21 protein-coding genes and 1 pseudogene are annotated in these 23,546 nt (G+C 71.1%); 19 read left to right on the top strand and 3 right to left on the bottom strand.

Going from position 1 to position 23,546, the window contains the following annotated elements:
• Positions 1-2 precede the first annotated feature (2 nt).
• The 7 genes and pseudogenes from cobO (at position 3) to DDV73_RS04650 (ending at position 6,349) form a co-directional block, all read left to right on the top strand.
• Complete coding sequence (gene cobO, locus DDV73_RS04620) at positions 3-617, top strand: cob(I)yrinic acid a,c-diamide adenosyltransferase (protein WP_109506086.1); 615 nt, start codon at positions 3-5, stop codon at positions 615-617.
• Entirely contained in the window at positions 611-2,089 is a 1,479-nt protein-coding gene (locus DDV73_RS04625) for a cobyrinic acid a,c-diamide synthase CobB (RefSeq protein ID WP_109506087.1), read from the top strand. Before cobO ends, DDV73_RS04625 begins: the two co-directional genes overlap by 7 nt.
• Complete coding sequence (gene cobC, locus DDV73_RS04630; RefSeq protein ID WP_109506088.1) at positions 2,086-3,474, top strand: Rv2231c family histidinol phosphate aminotransferase CobC; 1,389 nt, start codon at positions 2,086-2,088, stop codon at positions 3,472-3,474. Before DDV73_RS04625 ends, cobC begins: the two co-directional genes overlap by 4 nt.
• Positions 3,475-3,478: 4 nt before the next feature.
• Positions 3,479-4,006 carry a hypothetical protein gene (locus DDV73_RS04635; protein WP_109506089.1) on the top strand — a complete coding sequence of 176 codons (528 nt, stop codon included), beginning with the start codon at positions 3,479-3,481 and terminating at the stop codon, positions 4,004-4,006.
• Positions 4,007-4,142: 136 nt separating this feature from the next.
• A pseudogene (locus DDV73_RS29665) lies at positions 4,143-4,517 on the top strand (helicase HerA-like domain-containing protein); the annotation flags it as partial.
• A 191-nt stretch (positions 4,518-4,708) separates the two neighbouring features.
• Positions 4,709-5,026 carry a hypothetical protein gene (locus DDV73_RS04645; RefSeq protein ID WP_240617121.1) on the top strand — a complete coding sequence of 106 codons (318 nt, stop codon included), beginning with the start codon at positions 4,709-4,711 and terminating at the stop codon, positions 5,024-5,026.
• A gap of 93 nt (positions 5,027-5,119) precedes the next feature.
• Complete coding sequence (locus DDV73_RS04650; protein WP_109506091.1) at positions 5,120-6,349, top strand: MFS transporter; 1,230 nt, start codon at positions 5,120-5,122, stop codon at positions 6,347-6,349.
• An 83-nt stretch (positions 6,350-6,432) separates the two neighbouring features.
• Here DDV73_RS04650 and DDV73_RS27705 read toward each other — a convergent pair whose 3' ends face one another.
• A complete protein-coding gene (locus DDV73_RS27705; RefSeq protein WP_154402611.1) occupies positions 6,433-6,606 on the bottom strand; it encodes a hypothetical protein in 174 nt (57 codons plus the stop codon).
• A 326-nt stretch (positions 6,607-6,932) separates the two neighbouring features.
• Here DDV73_RS27705 and DDV73_RS04655 point away from each other — a divergent pair, with 326 nt between their 5' ends.
• Positions 6,933-7,382 carry a nuclear transport factor 2 family protein gene (locus tag DDV73_RS04655; RefSeq protein ID WP_109506092.1) on the top strand — a complete coding sequence of 150 codons (450 nt, stop codon included), beginning with the start codon at positions 6,933-6,935 and terminating at the stop codon, positions 7,380-7,382.
• A 6-nt stretch (positions 7,383-7,388) separates the two neighbouring features.
• On the opposite strand, the gene DDV73_RS04660 is transcribed toward DDV73_RS04655, so the two are convergent.
• Positions 7,389-8,558, bottom strand: coding sequence for an alpha-hydroxy-acid oxidizing protein (locus DDV73_RS04660; protein ID WP_109506093.1), 1,170 nt, complete (start codon positions 8,556-8,558; stop codon positions 7,389-7,391).
• A gap of 55 nt (positions 8,559-8,613) precedes the next feature.
• On the bottom strand, positions 8,614-12,615 hold the full coding sequence (gene eccCa, locus DDV73_RS04665; RefSeq protein ID WP_240617122.1) for a type VII secretion protein EccCa: 4,002 nt from the start codon (positions 12,613-12,615) through the stop codon (positions 8,614-8,616).
• A 123-nt stretch (positions 12,616-12,738) separates the two neighbouring features.
• Between eccCa and DDV73_RS04670 the strand changes: the two genes are divergently transcribed.
• The 11 genes from DDV73_RS04670 to DDV73_RS04720 all read left to right on the top strand — a co-directional run bounded on the left by DDV73_RS04670 (position 12,739) and on the right by DDV73_RS04720 (position 23,535).
• The gene (locus DDV73_RS04670; RefSeq protein ID WP_109506094.1) at positions 12,739-14,115 is read left to right on the top strand and encodes a hypothetical protein; all 1,377 of its coding nucleotides are present in this window, start codon (positions 12,739-12,741) and stop codon (positions 14,113-14,115) included.
• A 117-nt stretch (positions 14,116-14,232) separates the two neighbouring features.
• Positions 14,233-14,610, top strand: coding sequence for a hypothetical protein (locus DDV73_RS04675; protein WP_109506095.1), 378 nt, complete (start codon positions 14,233-14,235; stop codon positions 14,608-14,610).
• A complete protein-coding gene (locus DDV73_RS04680; protein WP_109506096.1) occupies positions 14,610-15,704 on the top strand; it encodes a hypothetical protein in 1,095 nt (364 codons plus the stop codon). The genes DDV73_RS04675 and DDV73_RS04680 overlap by 1 nt, the downstream gene beginning before the upstream one ends.
• Positions 15,705-15,769: 65 nt before the next feature.
• Complete coding sequence (locus DDV73_RS04685; RefSeq protein ID WP_109506097.1) at positions 15,770-16,420, top strand: hypothetical protein; 651 nt, start codon at positions 15,770-15,772, stop codon at positions 16,418-16,420.
• A 150-nt stretch (positions 16,421-16,570) separates the two neighbouring features.
• On the top strand, positions 16,571-16,888 hold the full coding sequence (locus DDV73_RS04690) for a WXG100 family type VII secretion target (RefSeq protein ID WP_109506098.1): 318 nt from the start codon (positions 16,571-16,573) through the stop codon (positions 16,886-16,888).
• Positions 16,889-16,929: 41 nt separating this feature from the next.
• Positions 16,930-17,226, top strand: coding sequence for a WXG100 family type VII secretion target (locus tag DDV73_RS04695; RefSeq protein ID WP_161962287.1), 297 nt, complete (start codon positions 16,930-16,932; stop codon positions 17,224-17,226).
• A gap of 88 nt (positions 17,227-17,314) precedes the next feature.
• Complete coding sequence (locus DDV73_RS04700) at positions 17,315-17,842, top strand: hypothetical protein (protein ID WP_109506100.1); 528 nt, start codon at positions 17,315-17,317, stop codon at positions 17,840-17,842.
• Complete coding sequence (locus DDV73_RS04705) at positions 17,842-19,245, top strand: hypothetical protein (protein ID WP_109506101.1); 1,404 nt, start codon at positions 17,842-17,844, stop codon at positions 19,243-19,245. The genes DDV73_RS04700 and DDV73_RS04705 overlap by 1 nt, the downstream gene beginning before the upstream one ends.
• Before the next feature lie 299 nt (positions 19,246-19,544).
• Complete coding sequence (eccD, locus tag DDV73_RS04710) at positions 19,545-20,897, top strand: type VII secretion integral membrane protein EccD (protein ID WP_109506102.1); 1,353 nt, start codon at positions 19,545-19,547, stop codon at positions 20,895-20,897.
• A gap of 14 nt (positions 20,898-20,911) precedes the next feature.
• Positions 20,912-22,297 (top strand): type VII secretion protein EccB, encoded by a 1,386-nt coding sequence (locus DDV73_RS04715; protein ID WP_109506103.1) that lies wholly within the window; start codon positions 20,912-20,914, stop codon positions 22,295-22,297.
• Positions 22,288-23,535: a S8 family serine peptidase gene (locus DDV73_RS04720; RefSeq protein WP_161962288.1), complete on the top strand. Its 1,248-nt coding sequence runs from the start codon at positions 22,288-22,290 to the stop codon at positions 23,533-23,535. Before DDV73_RS04715 ends, DDV73_RS04720 begins: the two co-directional genes overlap by 10 nt.
• Positions 23,536-23,546: the final 11 nt, after the last annotated feature.

The following is a 23,546-nucleotide window of genomic DNA, read 5'->3' on the forward strand; positions in this document are numbered from 1 at the left end:
ACATGCCACAGGGACAGCCGACCGCAGTGCCCAACGACGGGCTCACCACGCGGCAGCGGCGCAACCGGCCGCTGACGATCGTGCACACCGGGCCGATGAAGGGGAAGTCGACGGCCGCGTTCGGGCTCGGGCTGCGCGGCTGGAACCAGGGCTGGAGTATCGCCGTGTTCCAGTTCGTGAAGAGCGCGAAGTGGCGGGTCGGCGAGGAGGCGGCGTACAAGGCGCTCGGCGACCTGCACGCCCGCACCGGTGTCGGCGGGCCGGTCGAGTGGCACAAGATGGGGGAGGGCTGGAGCTGGTCGCGCAAGCAGGGGACCGAGGAGGACCACGCCGCGGCGGCCCAGGACGGCTGGGTGGAGATCAAGCGGCGGCTCGCGGCCGAAAGTCACGACCTGTACATCCTCGATGAGTTCACCTACCCCATGAAATGGGGTTGGATCTCGGTCGACGACGTGGTCGCCACACTGCGCGAACGGCCCGGCCACCAGAACGTGGTGATCACCGGCCGGGACGCAGATGGGGCATTGGTGGATTACGCAGACCTGGTTGCGGAGATGACGAAGGTGAAGCATCCGATGGACGCGGGCCAGAAGGGCCAGAAGGGGATCGAATGGTAGGGACACCGGGCCGGCTGCCCCGGTTCGTGGTCGCAGCGCCGGGCTCCGGCCACGGCAAGACCATGGTCGCCACCGGGCTGATGGCGGCCCTGCGGGCCCGCGGGCTCGCGGTCTCCCCGCACAAGGTGGGGCCGGATTACATCGACCCGTCCTACCACGGCCTCGCGGCCGGCCGGGTCGGCCGAAACCTCGACCCCTTCCTCTGCGGCGAGGAGCTGGTCGCACCGCTGCTGCGGCATGGCGCGGCGGTGCCGTTCGCCGCGGACATCGCGGTGATCGAAGGTGTGATGGGCCTGTTCGACGGCGCCATCGGGCGTGACGGCTTCGCCTCCACCGCGCACGTCGCGAAGCTGGTCGAGGCGCCCGTGATCCTGGTCGTCGACTGCGCGGCGAGCGCCCGCAGCGTGGGCGCGACCGTGCACGGCTTCGCGACCTACGACCCGGAGGTGAACGTCGCCGGGGTGATCCTCAACAACGTCGCCTCACCCCGGCACGAGGCGGAGGCGCGCGCCGGCGTGGAGCGCACCGGGCTGCCGGTCCTGGGCTCGGTCCCGCGGCTGCCGCAGCTCGTCGTACCGTCGCGGCACCTCGGCCTGGTCCCGGTCGCCGAACGCCATCCCGACGCCGTCTCCGCCGTCGACGCCCTCGCCGACCTGATCACCGAGTACGTCGACCTCGACGCCCTGCTGGCCATCGCGCTCACCGCACCACCGCTGACTGCCGAGCCCTGGACGCCGGCCGCAAGCCTGACGGACAGCACTCCAGCGGACCCGACCCTGCGCCGGGCGAAGCCGGTGATCGCGGTCTTCGGCGGCCCGGCGTTCTCCTTCACCTACGCCGAGAACGTCGAGCAGCTGACCGCCGCCGGTGCCGCCGTCGTCGTGGTCGACCCGCTCCGGAGCGGCGGCCTGCCCGCAGGCACGTCGGCCCTGGTGATCGGCGGGGGCTTCCCCGAGATGCACGTCACCGAGCTCGCCAAGAACCGCAGACTGCTCGGCGAGGTCGCCCACTTTGCCCGCACCGGCGGGCCGGTGGTGGCCGAGTGCGCCGGCCTGCTCTACCTCGGGCGCGCGCTCGACGGCCACCCGCTCGCCGGCGTGCTGCCTATGTCGGGCGCGATGACCCCCAAGCTGACCCTCGGCTACCGGCGCGCGACAGCTGTCGCCGACAGCCCGATCGTGCGCGCGGGCGAGCAGGTCGCCGGCCACGAGTTCCACCGCACGGCGGTGGCGTGGGACGACACCCGACCGGCCTGGACCTGGCCGGTCGCCGACGGCAGCACCGCTGCCGAAGGCTGGGCCGGACCGACGGTGCACGCGTCGTACCTGCACGTGCACGGCGCCGGCCATCCCGAGCAGGCCGTCCGCCTCGTCGAGGCCGCCCGTGACTTCGCCCGCGCGCTCCTCGACGTGACCCAGGTGCTCGAGCGGGTCGACCTGCACTTCTCCGAGACCACCCGGCCGCAGCCGTGACCGTCCTCGGCGTCGGTGGTCGACCGGGCGCCGAGCCCGACGACCTGCTAGCGCTGGCCGCGAAGGCGATCGCCGAGACCGGGCAGTCGCTGACCGACCTCACCACCGTCGCCACCATCGACCGGCGACGCGACCACCCGGGCGTGCGGCGCCTGATCGAAGCCGCCGACTGCAGGCTCGCGGTGTACGACGCGGCCACGCTCGCCGGACAGGACGTCGACCACCCGAGCGACACCGTCGCCGCGCACGTCGGCACCCCGTCGGTCGCCGAGGCGGCCGTGCGTGCCGCCAGCGCCACACCCGTCAGCACACTGGCGGCTGACGGCTGGGTGGTGTGTGTCGGTGAGCCCGGCCCCGACCTGCGCCACCACGGCGATGTCGAAGCGGCGCCCGGCATGCTCGACTTCGCGGTCAACGTCCACGCGCAGGAACCCCCGCCGTTCCTTGCGTCCGCACTCCGCGACGCCGTCGCCGACCTCGCCCGCTACCCCGACCCGACCGCCGCCACGGCAGCCGTCGCGCGAGCCCACGGCGTCCCGCCTGACGCCGTACTGCTCACCCACGGCGCAGCCGAGGCGTTCTCACTGGTCGCGCAGCAGCCCTGGCAGCACCCGGTCGTGGTGCACCCGCAGTTCACCGAGCCCGAAGCGGCCCTCCGCGCCCACGGTCACGCCGTGCACCGGCTGCTCCTCGAACCCGACACGGGCTTCCGCCTCGGCGGCGCGCGACCGCCCAGCGGCGCGGACCTCGTCATCATCGGCAATCCCACCAACCCCACTTCCCGGCTCCATGACCCCGATGAGATCGAAGCACTCGCCACCGACAGTCCGGCCGACGAGCGGCTGGTGGTTGTGGATGAAGCCTTCATGGACGTCGTGGAGGACGTCGCCGAGCCGCACCACTCACTGGCCCGGCGCGCGGCCGCCGGCCGCCACCTGGTGGTGATCCGCAGCCTGACCAAGACCTACTCGCTCGCCGGCCTCCGGGTCGGCTACCTGATCGCCCACCCCGACCTGATCGAACGGCTGGCCGCGCGCCGCAACCCGTGGCCCGTCAGCTCGCTCGCCGCCGTCGCCGCGATCGCCTGCCTGTCCGACGAGGGCAGGGAGTACGCCGCCAAGGTCCGCGCCGAGCTGCCCGGCCACCTCGCTCACCTCGCGGCCGGCCTCCACGCGAGCGGCTTCACGACCGTCCCGAACCCGCGGGCGCCGTACCTCCTCGCGCGCCACGCGGACGCCGCCCGGATCCGCGAGGACCTCCGCGGCCAGGGGATCGCGGTCCGCCGGGCCGACACCTTCCCGGGCTTGGACCAGACCTGGCTGCGGCTCGCGGCTCGCGACCGGCCGACCGCTGATCGGCTTCTTGCCACGATCGCGAGACGATGACGCCATGGCCTTCCACCTCGCCGGCTACATCGGTGCCTCGCCCACGCCCCGCCCCGACTTCCTGTCGCGGTCGGTACCGGACCCGCTGCTGACCGTGAGCGGGTGCCTGGCCGACGGCCTGATACTGCCCGAGTACGGCTGGTACGACGGTCCGGCAGACGTGCCAGGTGACGACATCGTCGCGCTCGGCCTGGCGCCGAAGGATGCCGCCGAGCTCCTGGCCGAGTTCGCCGACGAGCTGGATCCGACCGAGTTGCTGGCTCGGCAACAAGCATTGCCCACCGGGTCGAAGCGGCTCGGGTTCGAGGTGATCGGCGTCGAGACCTGGGGCGACGTCCACAGCTGGCACTGCCACAACTACCTCCCGATGGTCGACTCGGTGCTGGACGTCCGCGTCAACGAGCTTGGCCTAATCCCGAGCTACGACATGGCAAATCGGCTCCTTGAGTGGATGCTCGAACTGCCGCCGGAGGAAGAGCCCGAACCGGTGCACTGGACGATCGTGGCGCTCGCGACGGTGCCGAACGGGTAGCCCAGAACCCGCCTGATCGGGCCGCAGTGCGGACTAGGCTCCCGCCATGACCGACGCACCCGCCCAGGGCTCGATCGCGGAGGCGATCGCGGCCGGCTACCAGTTCGAGGGCGAGGCGCTCGAGCTCGGCGGCCTGATGCTCAACCCGACCGACCTGTCCGACGTACGGATCCGGATCCCGCTCGGCATGCTCAACCGGCACGGCCTGATCGCCGGCGCGACCGGCACCGGCAAGACCAAGACCCTGCAGCTACTGGCCGAGCAGCTCAGCGCGGCCGGCGTACCGGTGTTCGCGGCCGACATCAAGGGCGACCTGTCCGGTCTCTCCACCCCGGGCGAGGCCAGCGACAAGATCACCGAACGAGCCACGAGCGTCGGCCAGGAGTGGCAGGCCACGGGCTTCCCGACCGAGTTCTACGCGCTCGGCGGGCAGGGCACCGGCATCCCGCTGCGGGTGACGATGACCGCGTTCGGCCCGATGCTGCTCAGCAAGGTGCTCGGCCTCAACGAGACCCAGGAGTCACCGAGGCGATCGTGGCCGAGGCCGCGGTCAGCCGGGGCGCGCTCTACCACCACTTCGCGGACAAGACCGAACTGTTCGCCGGCGTGCTCGAGTCCGTCGAGGCCGACGTCACCCAGAAGATCGCCGAGCACGCGCTGGCCGGCGACGACCCGACGTTCTCGGCGGTCATGCTGCGGGCCATGGACGCCTGGCTCGACGCGTGCGAGGCGCCAGAGGTGCAGCGGATCCTGCTGACAGACGGGCCGTCGGTGCTCGGCTGGATGCGGTGGCGCGAGCTCTGCCAGCCCTACGTGCTAGCGCTCATCGAGGGCGCGCTCATCCAGGGCATCGCCGACGGAGACGTCATCGATCTCCCGACCCGGCCGCTCGCCCACGCCCTGATCTCGGTCGCCGACGAGGCGGCGATGTACGTCGCGTCGGCCGCCGACCGTGACCTGGCGAGGCGCGAGATGACGACGGTGATCGAGCGGACCCTGTCGGCGTTCATGGCGGGTTGACCCGGCCCCGTACCCTGGAATGCTCGGCCGCCACCCGTGGTTGTCACCCCACGTGACCACGCCGATCAGCCCCGACCGATGGAGCCCTGCCCGATGAGCTCGACCGAGGTCGTGACCCCGGCCGACGACCAGCCCACCGTCGGGACCGCTCGCCCCGGGCTGGCGATCTTTGCGCTGGCCGTGGGTGGCTTCACGATCGGCACCACCGAGTTCATGACGATGGGCGTGCTGCCCGAGATCGCCGACGGCGTGGACGTCTCGGTGCCGATGGCAGGCCACATCATCTCGGCGTACGCACTCGGGGTGGTTGTCGGCGTACCGGTGCTGGCGTTCTTCGGAGCGGCGCTGCCGCGGCGCGCGATGCTGATCGGCCTGATGGCGGCGTACGGCGCGTTCAACCTGATCAGCGCGTTCGCACCGGACTTCCGGGTGCTGACCGCCGCCCGGTTCCTCGACGGGCTTCCGCACGGCGCGTTCTTCGGCGTCGCCAGCCTGGTCGCGGCCAGCCTGGTCGCGCCGGCACGGCGCGGGCGCGCGGTGGCCAGCGTGATGCTCGGCCTTTCGGTCGCCAACGTGGTCGGCGTACCGCTCGCGACCTGGCTGGGGCAGCAGGCCGGCTGGCGTACGACGTACCTGCTGGCCGCGGTGCTCGCGCTCGTGACCGCGGCGGGTGTGCTGGCCGCCGTGCCGTCGGTGCCGGGTGACTCGGAGACCAGCGGCCGCAAGGAGGCCCGCGAGTTCTTCGGCAGCGTGCAGGTCTGGCTGACGATGGCCGCCGGCGCGATCGGCTTCGGCGGGATGTTCGCGGTCTACTCCTACATCGCCAAGACGGTCACCGTGGTCGGTGGTCTGGAGCGCAGCACCGTCCCGTTCTTTGTGCTGGCGCTCGGCCTCGGCATGGTGATCGGCACCTGGGTGGCCGGCGAGCTCGCGGCCTGGTCGGTCTTCCGCAGCCTGCTGCTCTCGGCCGGCTTCGGGATCCTGGTGCTACTGGCCTACTTCGTGGCCGCCGCCGGTGGCTGGGCGCTGCTGCCCGTCGCCTTCCTGGTCACCGCTACCGGCTCGGTGCTCGTGATCAACCTGCAGCTAAGGCTGATGGACGTCGCCGGCGGTGCGGTCACCTTGGGTGCGGCCATGAACCACGCGGCGCTCAACGTCGCCAACGCGCTGGGTGCCTGGCTGGGCGGCCTCGTGATCGCCGCCGGGTGGGGCTACCGGGCTCCCGCCGTACTCGGCGCTGGCCTTAGTGCGCTCGGCCTCGTGATCCTGCTCGTCGCCGCGGGCCTGGCAGCCCGGTCAGCCCGCCAGCCCGGTCGCCGCTGACTCCACGCTGAGCCAGCGGCGACCAGACCGCGCGCGACGCCCGAGAGTGCTGGGCGTCGCGCCGCCGAGAGAACGCTTAGTGGCTATGCGGTCCAGCGGACCGCGTCGTCGACCATGTCGGCCATCGCGTAGACCCCTCGCAGATCGGCGCGATCGTCCAGCAGCGCGACGATGTCACGCGCACGTCGTGCCTCCGCCTCGTCACGCTTGTCCCGTCGTGCGTCGAGCGTGACGTCGATGTCATGACTTGTGGTCATCTCTTCCGAAGCCCCCTGTGTGGTGGTTGAGCGTTCTAAGTGTTGTGAACTACTCCAGATTGCCATGTCCGTTTAGCGAGGAGGTACACGGCGAGTTACAGGTGTGTCTCACTGCCTGTGAGATACACCGCGTCCAACGCGACTCGGGCGCGCTAGGTTCCCCTAGTGGGTATCTCCGGAAGTTCGTCGGGGTCTGAGCGGCCAGGGCACGCACATCGCTGCGTTGTCGTCGGTCGACGGGCCACCGGCCCGCCTCCCTCCGACGCCTTGCGCTGCACGCACCCTGACCACTCAGACCCTCGACGAACTTCCGGAGATGCCCACTAGTGGACGACATCGACGCGATCGCGCGGCTGAAGTACCGCTATCTCCGCACCCTCGACACCAAGGAGTGGACGGCGTTCGCCGACTGCTTCGTCCCCGAGGCGACCGCCGACTACGCCGGCCTGGTCTTCGGCAGTCGCGAGGAGCTGGTCGGCTACATGCGGACCAACCTCGGCGAGGGCATGGTCACCATGCACCACGTCCACCACCCGGAGATCACCGTGGACGGCGACACCGCGGTCGGCGTCTGGTACCTCGAGGACAAGGTGTACGCCGTTCCGTACCGCGTCGTGATCGAGGGCGCGGCGATCTACGAGGACCGGTACGTCCGCACCGCCGACGGCTGGCGGGTCCAGCACACCGGCTACCAGCGCACCTTCGAGCTCACCTGGTCGATGGACGACGTACCGAGCTTCAAGATTGACACCAGCCCGCGGCCGCACGCCCGCTGAGGGCGCTCAGTTGCGGTGCAGCGCCTCCGGCGAGAGGTCCGCGATCGTCGGGTAGCCGTCGATCGCCATCAGCAGGTCGGCCTCGGCGAGGATCGAGCGCAGCACGTGGACGACCCCGTCGACCCCACCCAGCGCCAGCCCGTAGGCGTACGGCCGACCGATCCCGACCGCAGTGGCACCGAGTGCCAGCGCCTTGACCACGTCGGCGCCGGTGCGCACGCCCGAGTCGAACAGCACCGGCGCGTCACCGGCGGCCTCCACAACGCCGGGTAGCGCGTCGATCGCGGCCATCCCGCCGTTGGCCTGCCGGCCACCGTGGTTGGAGCAGTAGATCCCGTCGACGCCGGCGTCCAGCGCCCGCCGCGCGTCCTCGCCACTGCAGATGCCCTTGAGGATCAGCGGCAGCTTGGTGAGCGAGCGCAGCCACTCCAGGTCGTCCCAGGTGAGCGGGTTGCCGAAGGTGCCGACCCACTGCATGATCGCGGCCTGCGGGTTGTCGGCCGGGTCCTGGCCGAGCGCGGCCTTGAACACCGGGTCGGTGAAGTAGTTGGCCAGGCAGTGCCCGCGTAGCTGCGGGAAGTTCCCGGCGGCCAGGTCGCGCGGCCGCCAGCCGGGCACCCAGGTGTCCAGCGTGACCACGATCCCGCGGTAGCCCGCGGCCTCGGCGCGGCTCACCAGGCTGGCCGCGAGGTCGCGGTCCTTCGGCGTGTAGAGCTGGAAGAACCCGGGCGTGGACTCGGCCGCTGCGGCGACCTCCTCCATCGGGTCCTCCATCAGCGTCGACGCGACCATGGGTACGCCGGTCTGCGCGGACGCCTTGGCTGTGGCGAGGTCGCCGTGGCCGTCCTGGGCGCAGAGTGCGATCACGCCGATCGGCGCCATGAAGACCGGCGTGGGCAGCGTGATCCCGAACAGCTCGACCGACAGGTCGCGGTGCTCGGAGGCCCGCAGCATCCGCGGGATCAGCCCCCACTTCTCGAAGGCGGTGACGTTGACGCGCTGAGTGAGCTCGTCGCCGCACCCGCCCGCGACGTAGGACAGCACCGACGCCGGCAGCGCGCCGGCCGCGGCATCCTCGAGGTCGGCGTAGGTGATCGGCAGCTTCGGGAGGACTCCCGTCAGGCCGTTCAGGTAGATCTCGAGCTGGTAGTTGCCGAACGGTGCCGCCAGTGCCATGTGTCTCTCCCTCAGGTTCGCTTCCGCGACCCTAACCTGGTCAGATGTCCAACATCTAGAGGGCGGTGTCGGTCCAGGCGAGCTGGACGGTCTGGGTGCCGGCATCGCGGGTGACGATCCGGCCGCGGCCCGGAGGCGCCGGGACCGGCCGCAGCTTGCCGATCAGGAAGCCCTCGTCCGGGCTGCCGGAGAGCAGCATGCCCGGCATCGCCAGGTCGCGCAGGGTCTGGATGACCGGTTCGTAGAGCGCGCGCGAGGCGCCACCGGAACGCCGGGTCACCGTGAGGTGCAGGCCGGTGTCGCGGGACTGCGCGAGCAGCGGCACCAGCGGCTGCAGCGGCGAGGACTGCTGGGTGGCGACCAGGTCGTAGTCGTCGACCACGACGAACACCTCCGCGCCGGTCCACCACGAACGGGCCCGCAGCTGCTCGGGGGTGACGTCGGGCCCGGGCAGCCGGTTCTGGAGGTAGGCCGCGAGGTCGCGGATCGCGGGCTCGGCCTGGGTCGCGCTGGTGAGGTAGTTGAGCAGGTACTCCTCGCCCACCTCGCCCAGCAGTGCACGCCGGTAGTCGATGACCACGATCTGCGCTTCCTTGGGCGTGCGGGTGCGCATGATCTCGCGGAGCTGGGCGCGCAGGAGCGCGCTCTTGCCGGACTGGCCGTCGCCGAACACCAGCAGGTGCGGCTCGGTGTCGGGGTCGAGCGCGACCGGAGCGAGCTCCTTCTCGTTGATGCCGAGCAGCAGCAGCCGGTCGTCCAGCCCCATCTGCTTGGCCTGCTCGCGCACCGCCTCCAGCTCGATCCGCTCGGGCAGCAGCCGCAGCTTCGGACCGGTCGGGCCCTGCCAGGCCGCCCGGCTGCGCTCGATCAGGTTGTCGACGCCGTCGCCGAGGGTGGCGGCGTCGGGTGCGCCGTCCACGCGCGGCAGCGCGCCCAGGAAGTGCAGCTTGCCGGGGACCAGACCGCGGCCCGGGCGGCCGGACGGCACCAGCGCCTGCACCTTCCGGTCGACCTCGGAGTCCATCGCGTCACCGAGCTTGAGCTCCAGCTTGGTCCCGAAGATGTCACGGGTGGAGGCGCGGAAGTCCGCCCAGCGGCTGGTCGCGACCACCAGGTGCATGCCGAAGGTGAGGCCGCGGGTGGCGAGCTGCTGCAGCTCACCCTCCAGGTCGTCGAAGTCGGCACGGAGGGTGCTCCAGCCGTCGACGATGAGGAACACGTCGCCGTACCCGTCGTCGGCGCGGCCCTGGGCCCGCCGAGACCGGTAGGTCTCGATGGAGTCGATGCCCTGGGCGCGGAAGTACGACTCGCGGCGGTCCACCACGCCCGCGACCTCGGCCACGATCCGGCGTACGACGTCACCCTCGGAGCGGCTGCCGACGCCGGCGACGTGCGGCAGCCGGTTCAGCGGCGCGAAGGTGCCGCCACCGAAGTCGAGGACGAAGACCTGGGTCTCCAGCGGCGTCGTGGTCAGCGACATCGAGGTCACGATCGTGCGCAGCAGGGTGCTCTTGCCGGACCGGGGACCGCCGACGATCGCGACGTGGCCGGCCGCGCCGCTGAGGTTGACCGTCATCGTGTCGCGGCGCTGCTCGCGTGGCCGGTCGACGGTGCCGAGCGGGATCACCAGTCCGCCCAGCGCCCGCCATTGCGGCGAGACCAGGCCGAGCTGCGGGTCCACGGTCAGGTCCGGCATCAGCTGGTCGAGGGTGTCGGGTACGTCGAGCGGCGGCAGCCACACCTGGTGCGCCGCGGGTCCCTGGCCGACCATCCGGCCCACCGCGATGTCGAGCAGCGAGGCCTGGTTGCCCTCCTGCGGCGCCTGCACCTGCTGTGGCTCCGGCTCGTGGTCGACCGGCTCCAGGGTCTGCACCTCGGAGATCGTGAACGGCAGGATGCCCTGGACGTGGCCGCCCTCGTCGCGGCGTACCCGCACCCGGCCGCTCGGCGGGCCGGAGACGTAGGCCGCCTTGAACCGCTGCAGCGTGGTCGGGTCGGGCTTGAGGTAGCCGAGGCCCGGGACCGGCGGCAGCTCGTAGGCATCGGGTACGCCGAGCACCGCGCGCGACTCGCCCGCGGAGAAGGTACGCAGGCCGACCCGGTAGGAGAGATGGGACTCCAGCCCGCGCAGCCGGCCCTCCTCCAGGCGCTGCGAGGCGAGCAGCAGGTGCAGCCCGAGCGAGCGGCCGAGCCGGCCGATGGCGACGAACAGGTCGATGAACTCCGGCTTGGCGGTCAGCATCTCGGAGAACTCGTCGACCACGATGAACAGCGACGGCATCGGCTCGAGGTCGTCGCCGTTGAGCCGGGCCTTCTCGTAGTCGCGGATCGAGGCGAAGTTGCCGGCCTCGCGGAGCAGCTCCTGGCGGCGCACCATCTCACCGGACAGAGCGTCCTGCATACGGTCGACGAGGGTGAGCTCCTGGGCCAGGTTGGTGATCACGGCCGACACGTGCGGCAGCTCCGACATGCCGGCGAAGGTCGCACCACCCTTGAAGTCGACCAGCACCAGGTTGAGCTGCTCGGGGGAGTGGGTCATGGTCAGGCCGAGCACCAGCGTGCGGAGGAACTCCGACTTGCCGGAGCCGGTCGCACCGATCGCCAGGCCGTGCGGGCCCATGCCCTGCTGGGCCGACTCCTTGATGTCGAGGTGGACCATGCCGCCGCTCTCGTTGAGACCGATCGGCACCCGGAGCCGGTCGCGCGCCGGCCGGGTCCGCCACGCGGCGGACGGCTCGAAGGTGTGGACGTCGCCGAGGCCGAGCAGCTCCATGAAGTCGGTCGGGCCGGTGATCTCGCCCGGCGTCGCCGCCGCCTCCGACGTACCGGCCGAGACCGTGTGCAGCGGCGACAGCCGGCGGGCGAACGCCTCCGCGGTGGCCAGGTCGCACTGGTCGGCCATCGCCTTGATCGGTTCCTCGCGCATCCGCAGCGCGGTCACCGGCAGCTTCTCCTTGGCCGGCGGCGCGTCCTCGAACTGCAGCCGCAGCCGGGTCGGGTCCTCCAGCTGGTCCCAGCGCGCCGGGAGGTCGATCAGGGTGACGCCGTGCAGGCCGTCGGGCGGGATGATGTGGTTGCCGGGCGGCAGGTGGCCGCCGTCCACGACCAGCAGGATGTGCGGGTTGGCCGGCCGCTCGTCGGCGCCGAACCGGGGCCGGTCGGCGAGGTCGCTGGGCAGCAGCGCGCCGAGGTCGTCGAGCGAGGTGGTGACCATCCGCATCGGTCCGACCGCGTCGGACTGCTGCGCGCTCTGCGCGTGGGGAAGCCACTTCATCCAGTCCCAGTGCTGCAGGTTCTGGTCCGAGGAGAGCACCGCTATCAGCAGCTGGTCCGGGTTGTGGAACGCCGCGGCGGAGCAGACCATCGCCCGCGCCAGCGACCGGGCCTCGTCCTCGGGGCCGCACACCTCGATCCGGTCGAAGGCCCGCAGGTCGATCGAGGCCGGCAGGTTCGGCTGCAGCCTGTGTACGACGAGCAGCCGGTGCAGCGCGGACGCGGCGGCCGGGTCGACCTGGTCGATCGGGGCGCTCTCCGGCGGCACCAGCTCCAGCGAGAGCGGCTGCGAGCAGAGGCCGTACCTGACCTGCAGGAAGTTGGGGTCGCTCGGGCCGTGCTCCCACAGCCGGGTCCGGTCCTCGGCGATCGCGGGCAGCGCGTGCGGCTCGGGGTGGTGCCAGTTGAGCGCTCGGCGCTGCTGGTCGGCGGCGTCGCGCGCGACCTTGCGGATGCTGCCGAGGTAGCGGAGGTACTCGGTCCGGGAGCCGGTGACCTGCTGCGCCCTCTGCTTACGCTGCCGGTCGATCTGGACGAAGATGAAGCCGAGCGTGGCGAACAGGAACATGCCCGCCGCGATCCAGCGGGTGCCGCCACCGCTGGCGCCGCCCATGGTTGCGACCAGCACGATCGAGCCGACGCTGCCGAGCATCGGGATCGCGTTCATCATCACGCTGGCGGCGCCTTCGTGCTCCTGCAGTTCCGGAGGCGCTTGCAGGACGATCTGGCCGCCAGGCATCTCCGGCTCGTCGAGCCGCTGGCCGCCACGCAGCGTTGTACTCAATCGTCCCCCAAGATCGTCGGACTCGGACGGCCCGATGCTAGCCCTTAACTCCGACACTCGTTCGGCCGGAGCGTTCGGCTAGCCTCTAGACGACTCAGACTCGCGCGTAGGAGGGCAGCGGCCGTGGCGGCACTCGGGACATCCGGCACCCTGTCGGAGACGCTCGCGCTCAGCGTGCACGGCCCAGGTGGCGTCCTCGACCTGGTGGTGCCGGCCGGCGCATCCGGGTCCGACGTCGCGCTCGAGTACGCCCGCGAGGCCGGGCTGGGCGTCGTACCCCGGCTGCACACCACCACCGGCCGCGTGATCGACCCGGCCCGCCCGCTGACCGAGGAGCGGGTCGTCTCCGGACAGCTGCTGGTCGCCGCGCTCGGCGGCCCAGGGCCCGCCGTGAGCGGCGCGGGCCGAACCGACGAGGCCCCGGAGACGGCCGGCCCGGTCTCCGGACTGGTGATTGCGGTCGCGGCCGCTGCAGCCGTGCTGTCCGGCTGGTTCGCCGCACACGTCGACTCGTTCCTCCTCCACACGATCACCGTCGACCTGCTCGCCGTCGGCGCGATCCTCGGCGTACTCCCCGTCGGCCGGTACGCCGCCCAGCGCGCCCTCGCCGCGCCGGCCTTCGCGGCCGCCGGCGCCTACGCGATCGTGTGGGAGCCCGGCGCGGTCGAGCTGCCGATGGCGCTCGGCATCGCCGGCCTCGCCGCCGCGGTCACCGCGGCGATCGCCCGCACCCTCGCCGACGAGCGCGACGATGCGCTCACCGTCGTGATGATCACCGGCGCCGGCATCTTCCTGGCCGCCGGCGTCTGGGCGGTCGCCGGCTTCAGCCCGCCACTGCTGTGGAGTGTGCTGCTGGTGACCGCGATGCTGGCCGCCCGCTTCATCCCGTCGTTCGCGATCGACGTACCCGACCAGGTGCTGCTGGACCTGGAGCGGCTCGCGGTCACCGCCTGGTCCGCCCGCGATCGGCCGCGCGGCCGTCGCGGCCGGATGCTGGTCACCACCCCGACCATCACCGCCCTGGTCCGGCGCGGCAGCCGGATCGTGACCGCAGGAGCGGCAGCCGTCTTCGTCGTCACGGTCCTCTCGGCCACCCAGCTGCTGGCCACCGCGCTGGTCGAGGTGGATCAGAACGGCGCTCGCTGCCTGGTGTTCTTCGCCGGTGGCGCGCTGCTGTTCGCGGCCCGCAGCTACCGGCACCGCTCCGCGCGACTGCTGCTCCGGCTGGCCGGTCTCGCCTGCTGGCTGGTGCTGACCATCGAGCTGCTGAGGCACGCCAAGAGCGGCCAGGCCACGCTCGTCGTAGTCACCTCGCTGTTCCTCGGCGCGATCATGGTCGCCGCCGCGGTGGCGACCGGCCGCGGCTGGCGCTCGGTCTGGTGGGCCCGCCGCGCCGAGATCGGCGAGGGCATCTGCGGAGCCTTCGCCGTCGCGGCGATCTTCGTGTCCTCCGGCATCGTCCGCACCCTCTGGGAGATCAGCTCCGAGCGCTTCGGCTAAGCCCGGATCCTCCGGGCTGAGAGTTATCCACAGGCCTCCGAGGACCCGTTTGCCCCATGTCGGCCCGGGCAGGAGAGTGGCAATGCCGAGTGCCACCGAGGGGGAAGGAGCCGACCGATGTCGACTCTCAAGGCCGATCTCAAGGACATGTATCGGGCGGGGAAGGTGACCTTTCCGGAGTTTGCCGGGGAGCTTGCATCGACCGTCGAGCAACTGGGCGACGCCAGCGACGCGTGGCAGGCCCAGGCGTTCGCCGCTGGCTCGCCCACATCGCTCACCCGGGCCGTTGCGATCAACGACGACGCGTACCGGCTGCTGCGGCGCGCGGTGTTGTCGTGGCATGCCGCGGCGACCGCCATCGTGGCGGTTGCTGACGACTATGTCGCCACCGATGAGCGGGCGGCCGCCGCGGCCGACAGCATCGGAGGAGATCTTGCCGAGCGTCGTCTCGAGCTGCCGCCGGTTCCACCCGCGCGCAGCGGAGGTCAGGGCTGATGGGCACCTATGACGGGCCGGGCGACGGCGCGGCGGGCTACACCGACCAGGAGTTCGAGCGGGTGACCGACGACATCGAGGAGCTCCTTGCCGACCTCATGGGGATCGAGTCGGTGGCTCGGTATGTCCGCGAGCAGAACCTCCCCACGGACACCGGCGAGGAGGGCGGCGCGGGACCGGCGCCGTACACGTATGCGATGCCCACCAGGAGGTCCTTCACCGTCTGGCCGACACTCCCCAGCATCGGGTACGACGAGTGGAAGCCTCACCTAGACGCCGCGTTCGCGGTAGGCAAGGGCCAGGCCGCGGGCATCGGGGCCTGGCTCCGTGGCTGCTTGGTGCAGCACCTCTACGGCGTGGACGCCCAGTCCTTGATCCGGGCGGCTCGGGCCCAGCAGGCCGAGCTGGGGACGACGAAGCGCGGGTTGTTGGTGGACTGCTTCGCCGACGTGCAGGTGCTGATGGACAACCACTGGACGGGCGGTGCCTCGACAGAGTTCGAGGTCTGGAGCAATGAGGTTGGCCCGGTCGTTCATGCCCTGCTCAACTATGCGGCCGCCGCTCAGATGGCCGCGGGCGGGACCGGCGACATCATCGCCGCGGGCCAGAAGACCATGCTTCGGCAGGCCACGAACGCTCGCCAAGGCTTGGAGGACGCGTTGGCTGCCTGGGTCGAGGACGCCGACGTGTTTCCCTTCCCGCCCGGAAGTGGCTACAAGCTCTCCGACCTCATGATGGCTACCAGGGACGCGGCCGTCGACTACGCCGACCAGTTCCCTGGGGGAGGCGTGCTCCTGGCCGAGCTCGTCGGCAGCAAGGAGTACGCCGGGACATTCGATGTCGCCTTCACCTACACCTACGACGCCCTCCAGAAGGCGGAGTCCGGGGACTCCAGCCCGAAGACGCCGAAGACGGCCCAGGAGTTCGTCGACGACCTGGAGGCGGCTCTCACCAAGATTGCGAAGCACGCCACCGACGCCATGACCGATATCGGCGACCGGCTCAAGCCGCTGGCGGAGGAGATCAACGACAAGCAGGTGCTCCGGCTGGACGCGATTCCGAACGCGGAGGACCCTGGCGGTCGCTACGCGTAGTCGGCGCTGCCGACCCAGCCCGGTAGCCTGGGCCGACGCCAACAGACTCGATCGGGAGAGCCGCCATGCGTATCCGCTCCGGCATTGCCGCCGCCGCGACGACCGTTCTCGCCCTCACCGCCGCGTGTACGTCGGGGTCGGACGACGACGGCGACGGTGACAGCAAGCCGTCGGCCAGCCCGAGCGCCTCGGAGTCCACCGAGGAGTCACCCACCGACGCGCCGACGGAGGCCACGGGCGACCCGACCGGCGACGGTGAGATGACCGCGCCCGGCACGCAGCTGAAGTACGGCGAGACCGCGACGTTGGAGATCAAGGGGTCCGGTGTCATCGAGCTGACCGTGCTGCGGATTGATCGCGCGAAGCCCGCGGACCTCCGGGGCGAGTCGGTCGACCTCGCCGCCGACACGGTGCACTACATCCGGAGCCGGGTGACGATCGTGAGTCACGCCAAGGACGGGATGGTCAGCACCGGCGATGTCGCCCCCGACTTCGGCGGCGTGACGAAGACAGGCTTCGCCGGCCCACTGGCGAGCTCGACCCTCGAGCAGTGCCAGTACCCGGTGGAGCCGAGGCTGCCCGAGCCCGGGGACTCGTTCGAGACCTGCAACCCGATCACGGTCCGCAAGGGCGAGGCGCTGGTGGGCGCGCAGTACTCGCGCTCGGACTCGCCGTACAACATCTGGGACGGCAAGCCGATCGTCTGGAGACCCTGAACTGTGCGTTCGCAAAAAAAACTGTGGAAAATGTCTGCAGGGGTGTTTGGGTAAAGGTCGGTCGGGTAGACAGGTTGTTGTCAGGGTGGCGACCGCCACCCGAAACCACGATCTCGATGCGACGGAGTCGCCCGGGGGAAGGAGGCCGCGATGTCTGGCGGCAACGCAATGCAGAACATCAACGCGACGATGAAGCGGGGCGCGGAGATGACCCGCACCTGTGAGACCGACCTCCAGGGTCGTCTGAAGACGCTCCGCGGTCAGCTCGAGGGCATCGGCGCGCAGTGGGAGGGCATGGGTTCGGTGTCCTTCGTGAAGGTCATGCAGGCCTGGGACACCCACGCCGCCACCGTTCTCGGCAACCTGGTCGAGCTTGCCGACAACCTCGACGGCACCGACAAGGAATGGAACATCACCGACGACGAGCAGCAGCAGGCGTTCAGCAAGCTGCAGGGCCGTCTCGGCTGACCATCCACCACCAACGACTTTAGAGAGAGGGTATGAATCAAATGAGCGACGGAAACCTGAAGGTTAACCACGGCGGGCTCAGCAACGCGTCGCAGGACCTGGTGAAGGCCTCCACCGACGTGGACAACCGCCTCAACCAGCTCGAGGGTGACCTCGAGAAGATCCTCCCCGACTTCACCGGTCAGGCCAAGGAGGCCTACTACACGGCCAAGAAGAACTGGGAAGCCGCGATGCGCGACATGAAGGACCTGCTCAAGGACATCGGTGTCGCTGTCGACCAGTCGAACACCTCGTACCTCGAGGCCGACCTGCGCGGCGCGAACCGCTTCCGCGGCTGAACGACGTCATGACGACGGGGGCCGGTGCTGATCGTCAGCCCGGCCCCCGACGGCGATAGGAACACGATCCGACAGAGGGGGAGCCCCGATGGGTTTCATGCCGTTCGATGCGCTCACCAGCTCGACCATGAGCGTCCTGCTGGATGAGATCAGCGGTATCGCGACAGAGTTGCTGAGCGAGTCCGACAACGTCTCCGACGTGAAGTTCGGCGACATGCCGACCAAGGAGAGCGACTTCGGAGGTTCGTACTCCGGAAAGATTCTCGGCTACGAACACGACCGCGCGCACAAGGTGATGCACGGAACGCTCACCGGCGTGATCAAGGACCTCCGTGACTTCCACGATGGCATGCAGAAGGCCGGCCGCGAGGCCATTGACGCCGACGAGCTGAGCGCCGAGGACCTGGCCCGCATCCAGCGGCTCGCGGAGATGAACAACACCGCCACCGACACGAACGAGTCTCAGGACGACGCGGCCTCCGGTGACACCGACACCGAGGACGACGCCGACACCGACGGCAACCCGGACTCCGAGGAGCCGGACGCCGACGGCGACCCGAGCACCGACGACCCGGGCTCCGACAAGGGGCCGACCAAGGAAGAGGGTGAGGGCTGATGGCGATGGGGCCGAACGAGAAGAAGCTGCGCGCCGCGGTCGCCCACCTCAGCGGCTCGTCGATCGCCGCCGGCAAGGGCAAGTGGACCATGGGCGCCACCTCCCTCGAGGAGGTCTCGGCCTCCCTCACCCGGGCTATCAAGAAGCTCGAGTCGGACGAGCCGCTCGGCAAGCAGACCCGGGTCGCCGCCCGGGAGGCGTTCATCGCGGTCCGCAAGAAGGTGGACGACGAAGCCAAGAAGATGCGGCGTGCCGAGACCGCCCTCGGCACCGCGGAGTACGAGCTCGGTAGCGCGAGCTCGACGGTCAACCAGTTCGACGGCAGTCCGATCTCCAATCCGGAGCTCAAGAAGCCGAAGGGCCTGGAGCCCCTCTCTCCCGAGGACAAGAACCACAACAAGCAAGAGGTCGCCAAGAACGAGGCGGCCTGGGCCGCCCGCGAGAAGGCGGCCAGGATCAAGCTCGACCAGCTGACCCCGAAGCTGGACGAGGCGGCGGAGGAGATGCGCCAGATCCACGGCATTCCGCCCACGGATCGCAACGACCCGGGTGGCAGGAAGCCCGGCGGCGGTCGGACGCCGATCCGGACCCCGGGCCGGCCACCGATCGACCCGCCGCGTGACCCGTACGACCCGCCGGACGACCCGATCGACCCGCCGGACGACCCGGACGACCCGCGCGACCCCGACGACCCGCGTGACCCGACGGACCCGCGCGACCCGATCGACCCCCGCGACCCGTACGACCCGCCGGACACCCCGGGCGACCCGGAGGACGGCGGGACCTACACCCCGCCGACGCCGGGCGGACCCGGTCACGTCGGGACCCCCAGCCCGGGCTCGCCGGGCGGGATCGGTGCGATCGGCGGTGTGGCCGGTGCGATCGGTGGCGGCATCGGCGGCATCGGCGGTGCGCTCGGCGGCCTGAAGGGTGGCGGCGTGCTCAGCCCCGGTGGCGGCGTCCGCCCGATCGGCGGCACCCGCGGTGCGGGTGGCGTCAAGGGCGGCGCGATCGGCCGTGGCGGTGCGATGTCGCCGGGCGGCGGCGCCGGCCGTGGCACCGGCACGCGTGGTGCCGGTCGTGGTGCCGGTCGTGGTGCGATGTCGCCGGGTGCCGGCGCCGGCAAGGGCGGCGCGAAGGGCGCCGGCCGGGGTGGCGTCAAGGGTGCGGCCGGCGGTCGCGGGGCGGCCTCGGCGGGCTCCGGCAGCGGCAAGGGCGGCGCGAAGGGTGGCGCCAAGGGCGCTGCCAGCCGCGGCACCAGCGGTGGTCGCGGCGCGATGTCCCCGGGCGGCGGCGGAGGCCGGCGCAAGGGAGACAAGCAGAACCCGAACGAGTCGGAGTTCTTCGACACCGAGCATGACTGGACCGACGACGAGGGCGCCGCTCCCGGCGTACTCGACTGACACCGGATGCAGCAACCCCTCCACAGGGCCCGAGCCAGTACTCCTGGCACGGGCCCTGTGGCCCGTCCGGCAGCCCAGCCCGGATCCACCGATGGGCGTCGTCACGAGCGTCGCCAGGTGGGTGTGATGGCAAGGCGGCGGAGCGAAGGCGGGCCGGAGGCCCGTCGAGTCTTCGCCAACGCAGCTAGCGCGCCCACATGGTGGCGCGCAGTAGGCGGGCATCGGTGGATCCGGGCTTGGGCACCGCCCGATAGCATGCGAGCGCTGACCACCAGGCAACTACTTCGAGGAAGGGCACGATGACTCAGGCATCTGCCGCCACGTCCGGACTGGTGCGTGTCACCGTCGCCTCCGGGACCAGAAGGGTTGACCTGGTACTGCCCGGAGCGGTGCCGGTCGCCGAGCTCGTCCCGGAGCTCGCGCGCAGCGTCGGCCTGCTGGACGCGGCCACGGTGTACGGCGGCTACCGGCTGGTCACCCAGGACGGCCGCCAGCTCTCGCCCGACGCCGGGCTCACCATGCAGGGCGTGGACGACGGCGGTCTGCTGACCGTCGCCGCGGGCGTCGACGACGAGCCGCCCCGGGTGTACGACGACGTGGTCGAGGCGATGTCCGACGTCGTCGAGCACGAGCTGCGGCCCTGGGAGCCGGCCGCGGGCCGGCGTACCGCTCTCTGGTCGGCCGGCCTGCTGCTCACCCTCGGCGCGGCCGCCCTGCTCATCCAGCGCGACAGCCTGCTGGCCGGTGTCGCCGCGTCGGTGGTCGCCGCCCTGCTGCTGACCGGGTCGATCGTGCTGTCCCGCGCCCAGCATGAGCCCGAGGCCGCGGTAGCGCTGGCGTGGATGGCCGCCGGGTACGGCGCCGCGGCGGGTCTGATGCTGGCGCCGGACGGCAAGCCGTTCGGTCTGCCGCTCGCGTGCGCCGGCCTCGGAGCACTTGGAGTCGGGATCTTCGCGCTGACCGGCCTCGGCGAGGGCCGGCCGCTGGTGCTGCCCGCGGTCGTGGTTGGCGCGATCTTCGCGGCCAGCGGCATGGTCCGCGAGAACGCCGAGTTCGACCCGGCCGTGGTCTACACGATCGCGCTGGCGCTCGTAGTGATCGCCGGCAGCGTCTTCCCGTGGCTTGCGCTCGGCGCCACCAGCACCCGCGTGGAGCAGGTGGTCACCCTCGCCGACATCACCAACGACCCGGCCGAGATCGACCCGGAGCGGGTCCGCGCGGACGCCCGGCTGGCCCACGAGATCCTGCTCGCGGTGTCCGGCACGGTCGGCGTACTCCTCGTGCTGATCGCGCCGCTCGCGGTCTCGCTCGGCATCTACGGCACCGTCCTGGCGATCGTGTGCTGCCTGGTCGTGATGCTGCGCACCCGCCAGTACCGCACCGGGTCCGAGGTCCTGGTCGGCCTGGTCTCCGGCATCCTCGGCCTGGTCGCGATCGCGATCGCGGTCCTCTGGATGCACCCCGACTGGCGGCCGGCCGCCGCCGTCTCGCTGGCGGCGACCGGCGCTCTGGTGCTGGCGGTGACGCTGCTGCCGAGCACGCCGTCGGTGCAGCGCGGCCGGTTCGGCGACGTCGTCGAGACGATCGCGCTGCTGTCACTGCTGCCGCTTCTCGTGCTCGCCATCGGGCTCTTCGAGTCGATCCGCAACTGAGGATCTGAGGAGACATGTCCACCAAACGTGATCTGGTCGAGGCACACTCGTTCAGCCGCCGCCGCCTGGTGACCGCGTTCGTCAGCGGTGCGCCCGGAGGCCGCGAGGTCGAGCCGGTGCGGCCCGGCCGGACGGTGGTCGGTGGCCTGGCGCTCGCGATCCTCCTGGTCGCCGGTGCCGCGATCGCCGGCATCTTCCTGAAGCGGCCCGAGTCGGACTGGCTCAGCCCGGGTCTGATCATCGCCAAGGAGACGGGTACGCCGTACGTCATCCTCGATGACGACGGCGATCCGGAGCTGCGACCGCTGGACAACAACACCTCCGCCAAGCTGATCTTCGGAGACGCCCTGGACCCGCGGACGGTCGCGGACGAGGACATCGCGGCCCAGGACATCGGCGAGGACATCGGCATCTTCGACGCGCCCAAGGCGCTGGCCGGGTCCGGGCAGCTGATCAACACGGGCTGGACCGCCTGCACCGACTCCGACCAGGCGATCCGGCTGCGGCTGGCCAAGGACCCGGGCGCGGAGATCTCGGCCGGCCAGTCGCTCACGGTCCAGGAGGGCGGCAAGTTCTACCTGCTGGTCGACGGCGACGACGATGCGACGTACAAGTTCGAGCTGCCCGACAACGACGACGCCGAAGCGGACAACCTGCTGGAAGCCGTGGGGGCTTCCGGCACGGCCGACGCGCTCGAGGTGACGCAGGAGTGGCTCAACCTGTTCCCGGCGGGGCCACCGCTCACTCTGGAGTCGTTCGACCTCGAGGACGACGGCATCGACTACGCGGAGTCGATCGACGGCCTGGACGGCGAGCCGGAGGTGGGCGACGTGGTGGAGGCACCCACCGCCACCTACCTGCTGACCAGCGCAGGCCCGGTGCTGCTGACCGAGTTCGCCGAGGCCGCCTACCTCGCGGTCAGCGGTGAGGAGCCGCGCGAGGCGTCGGCGATGAACGAGGCCCGGGTCGGCGCCAACTACCCGCGCGACATCTGGCCCGAGGGCGACGCGCCGCCGACCGAGGGCGACCCGTGTGCCCGGCTGGAGCCCGAGGCCGGAGAGCCGCCGACGGTGCGACTGGCCGCCAACCCCTCCGCCGACGCGTCGGCGGAGGACATCGACGATGGCGATATGCAGGTGTCGGTACAGCCCGGCCGGGGTGCGTTCGTGCTGGTCGGGGGCTTCGACGACACCTCGGGTGGCCTCCCGTACGTCGTGGACGCGGCGGGCAAGCGCCACCAGCTCCTCGGCCCGAAAGCGCCCGAGAACCTCGGCTATGAGGTCTCGAAAGCGCCGATCGTTCCGGACACCTGGATGAGGCTGTTCGAATGCGGTGTGCAGCTGTCGACGGCGCTGGCACTGGCACCGCCCGACCCGGAGCTCGAGCCGTCGTGCGAGTAGCCACCCGCGCTGCCGCCCTGCTCGTCGCGGCCACGCTGCCCGTGCTACCGGTTGCGGTGCCCACGCCGGCGTTCGCGGCCGACGACGACTGCTCCGGCGACTTTACGGAGGCGCATTCGGCGGACGCCATCAGCAAGCCCTTCGAGGAGCTCAACGTCGAGCGTGCGCAGACGATCAGCAAAGGCGAAGGCGTCGGGGTCGCGGTGATCGACAGCGGCGTCGACAAGGACTCGAGTTCGTTCGTGAACCTGGCCGACGAGATCATCCTGGGCGGACTCAACAAGGGGGAGCTGCGCGCCGCGCACGGCACCGAGGTGGCCGGCCTGATCGCCGGTGGCGAGCGCGACGGCAAGATCACCGGCATCGCGCCGGAGGCGCGGATCCTGTCGGTCCGGGTGTACGACGACAACACTGCGAAGGGCGAGGAGTCCGACGAGGACGTCGACCTCACCGCCGAAGGCATCGCCAAGGGCATCGATGTCGCCGTCGACAACGCCGACAGGTACAACATCAAGGTCATCAACGTCTCGCTGACCACCGGTTCGACAGAGGCGCTCAAGGACGCGGTCAAGCGGGCGCAGGCCAACGACATCCTGGTCGTGGCCGCCACCGGCAACCGCACCGGCGATGGCGACGAGGAGATCGAGCCCTACGAGCCGGGCGAGAACGCGAAGAAGTTCCCGGCGTCCTACGACGGCGTACTCGGGGTGAACGCGAACACCGCCGCCGGTGAGACCGAGAATGACGTCGCTGGGTACGTCCTGGCCAGCCGGTCGACCGATGTCACGGCGCCGACCGCCCTCGCGGTGACGGCGTACCCAGAAGGCGGCACCTGCCTCCTCTCGGAGGACCAGGTCGCGACCAGCTGGTCGACGGCGATGGTGAGCGGGCTGGCCGCCATGATCTGGGAGGAGTTCCCGAAGTACACGCCTGAGCAGACCGCCGCGCGGATCATGGAGACGGCCAACGGCAGCACCGACGACCGCAACGTGTTCACGGGCTTCGGCGTGATCCGGCCGGTCGAGGCGCTGACCCGGGACCTGACCATCTCTCGTGAGGGCGAGGTGAGCGGCGCCCGGCCGGAGCGCAAGGAGACCGGTCGCGCGTCCGCCCCGGAACCGCCCGCCGACCGGTACGCCGACGCCCGGCGGTCGTTCGTCTGGTGGGGCCTGCTCGCCGGCGGTGCGCTCGTCCTCGCCGCCCTCCTCCGCCCCCTCTTCGCCCGCCAACGCCGCTGACCCGGCCGGCG

It is taken from the genome of Nocardioides speluncae (assembly GCF_003121585.1).
GTDB classification, from domain to species: domain Bacteria; phylum Actinomycetota; class Actinomycetes; order Propionibacteriales; family Nocardioidaceae; genus Nocardioides; species Nocardioides speluncae.